Below are 2,697 nucleotides of genomic sequence, written 5' to 3'. Positions count from 1 at the left end.
GCGAGCGACGACTTGCCCGCACCGCTGCGTCCGTCGACGAGCACGACGGGGTTGGATGCCGCGACAGCCGTCACCGCGCGGACCAGGTGACCCACGGCGGCGTCGAGGGCAGTCGCGACCGGGTCGGCGCTACTTCTTGAGGGCGCGGATGACACGGCTGAGCGCGCGACCGGCGAAGAACACGAACGGCACGGCCACCGTGAGCAGCGCCACGATGTTCGGCTCGAAGCGCAGGTCGTCTCCGCGACGGATGTACGCGCCGATCGGGATCGCGTATCCGCCGCCGCCCCCGCCGCCGTTGCCCGCCTCGTCGGAGCCTCCCCCGAACCCGGACCACGTGAACGCGACCGGGATGAGACGCACGCCGTCGACATCCTGCTGTTCGCCGTATGCGCTCTTGACGCCGAAGGCCGCCGACTGCTTGCCGAGTTCCAGTGCGATGTTGGGCATGCGTCAACGGTAGCGGGCGGGTGCCCGGCTGCACACCCATGCGCCTATCGGAGTTCATTCGGAGTCCAGGCGCGGCGCCGGCGGGCTGGACGGCAGAGCGCCGCCGCCTCGCGACGTGCCGAGGAGCGTCGCGCGCGTGATGACGCCGCGTCCGAACTTCTGTGCGGCGCCGTCAAGGGCGTCCTCGACGCGGCGCCACTCCTCGTCGTCGTCCCACAGCCCCGGCATCGACGATCCGGCCGGCCGCAGCCGCTCGGCGCGCACGCCGATCAGGCGCACCGGAAGCGGCCGGTCGACCGACGAGAAGAGCTCATATGCGGCATCGCCGATGCGCTGTCCGACCGCGGTCGGCTCCGGCAGTGTCTGTGACCGCGAGATCGTGGTGAAGTCTGCGAAGCGCACTTTGATCGCGATGGTCGACGCCTCCCAGCCGCCGCTGCGAAGGCGCGCGCCCACGCGATCGGCGAGACGTCGCAGCTCGGCGCGGAGGATCGCGTCATCGGCGATGTCTTGGTGGAAGGTCTCTTCATGCCCGACGCTCTTCTCGACGCGGCGCGTGTCGACCTCGCGGGCGTCTATGCCTCGGGCGAGATTCCAGACGCGATCACCCATGGCGTTGCCGAGAGCGCGGTCGAGGATCGCGCGTGGCGTCTCGAGCACGTCGGCGATGGTGTGGATGCCGCGAGCCTCGAGCGACTCGGCGGCCTTCGGACCGACCCCCCACAGCGCCCGCACGGGCCGCGCCGCGAGGAACGTCGCGGTGTCGGCCTCGGGAACGAGCAGCATGCCGTCGGGCTTGCTGATGGTCGAGGCCATCTTCGCCACGTGCTTGGTGGCCGCGGCACCGACGCTGCAGGTGAGTCCCGTCTCGTCGAGGACCCGCTGCCGCAGCATGCGCGCGATCACGCCGGGACTCCCCCACAGCCTGCGCGCCCCGCGCACGTCGAGGAACGCCTCGTCGATCGAGAGCGGCTCGACGAGCGGCGTGATGTCGCGGAAGATGCGCATGACCTGCGCGGACATCTCGAGGTAGCGGTCGAAGTGAGGCAGCACCACGATCGCCGTCGGGCACAGCCGCAGCGCCTGGCCGACCGGCATCGCCGACCTGACACCGAAGCGGCGGGCTTCATACGAGGCGCTCGAAACCACCGATCGCCCGTCCGGTGCTCCGATGATGATCGGCTTGCCACGGAGGGATGGGTCGTCGAGCTGCTCCACCGACGCGTAGAACGCGTCCATGTCGACGTGCAGGATCCCGGCGCCGGTGTCGTCGGCACCCTCGGGCGAAACGATCCGCCCCGATCCGTCACCGCGCCCCATGGGCCCATTCTGGCGTGCGCCGCCGACAGCGCGGGGCATCCGCGACGTCGGTCAGGATCCGGCGCGCTCGAGGATCAGCTCGCGCACCCTGGCGGCATCCGCCTGGCCCTTCATCGCCTTCATGACGGCGCCGATGACCGCACCGGCGGCCTGGACCTTGCCGTCGCGGATCTTCTCGAGCACGTCGGGCTGGGACGCCAGGGCATCGTCGATGGCGGCGATGAGCGCGTCGTCGTCCGAGACGACGGCGAGACCCCGCGCGTCGACGACCTCCTGCGGCGAGCCCTCGCCGGCGATGACGCCTTCCAGCACCTGGCGCGCGAGCTTGTCGGTCAGGATGCCTGCGTCGACGAGGCCCTGCAGCGCCGCGACATCGGCGGGAGTGACGAGATCGGAAGCCTCTCGCCTCTCTGCGTTCGCGATTCGGCTGATCTCGCTCATCCACCACTTGCGGGCCGCCGCGGGTGATGCGCCTGCCGTCACCGTGGCTTCCACCTCGGCGAGGAGCCCGGCGTTGACGACGCCCTGGAACTCGATGTCGGCGAAGCCCCAGTCCGCCTTCAGCCGGCGACGCCGGGCCGCGGGCGGCTCCGGGAGGGCCGCACGCAGCTGCTCGATGAGCTCGGGCGCGGGGACGACGGGCAGCAGGTCGGGTTCGGGGAAGTAGCGGTAGTCGTCGGCGTCCGACTTGGGCCGACCGGGAGAGGTCGTGCCGGTGTCCTCGTGCCAGTGGCGTGTCTCCTGGGTGATCGTGCCGCCGGCCGCGAGGATCGCGGCCTGGCGCTGGATCTCATAGCGCACTGCGCGCTCGACCGACCGCATCGAGTTGACGTTCTTGGTCTCGGTGCGGGTTCCGAGCGGGGCTGCGGGCTCGCCTGCGGCAGCGCGGGGACGCAGCGACACGTTCGCGTCGCAGCGGAGGTTGCC

At 71.2% G+C, this 2,697-nt stretch carries 2 protein-coding genes and 1 pseudogene; all 3 read right to left on the bottom strand.

The window, feature by feature from the left end; translation table 11 throughout:
- Positions 1-129: 129 nt before the first annotated feature.
- Entirely contained in the window at positions 130-450 is a 321-nt protein-coding gene (locus tag EIO58_RS15760; RefSeq protein ID WP_127820300.1) for a hypothetical protein, read from the bottom strand.
- A gap of 54 nt (positions 451-504) precedes the next feature.
- A complete protein-coding gene (dinB, locus tag EIO58_RS15755; protein ID WP_127820299.1) occupies positions 505-1,770 on the bottom strand; it encodes a DNA polymerase IV in 1,266 nt (421 codons plus the stop codon).
- Positions 1,771-1,821: 51 nt separating this feature from the next.
- Positions 1,822-2,697 (bottom strand): annotated as a pseudogene (locus EIO58_RS15750) (Asp-tRNA(Asn)/Glu-tRNA(Gln) amidotransferase subunit GatB); the annotation flags it as partial.

Source organism: Microbacterium sp. CPCC 204701 (assembly GCF_004010105.1).
Lineage (GTDB): Bacteria > Actinomycetota > Actinomycetes > Actinomycetales > Microbacteriaceae > Microbacterium.
Note: the sequence above shows the minus strand (reverse complement) of the source record. Positions and strands in the feature narration are given on the sequence as shown.

What these genes read in the sequence shown, in the direction of transcription:
- EIO58_RS15760 (WP_127820300.1), bottom strand. Translation starts at nt 450, where the DNA reads ATGCCCAACATCGCACTGGAACTCGGCAAGCAGTCGGCGGCCTTCGGC.
- dinB (WP_127820299.1), bottom strand. Translation starts at nt 1,770, where the DNA reads ATGGGGCGCGGTGACGGATCGGGGCGGATCGTTTCGCCCGAGGGTGCC.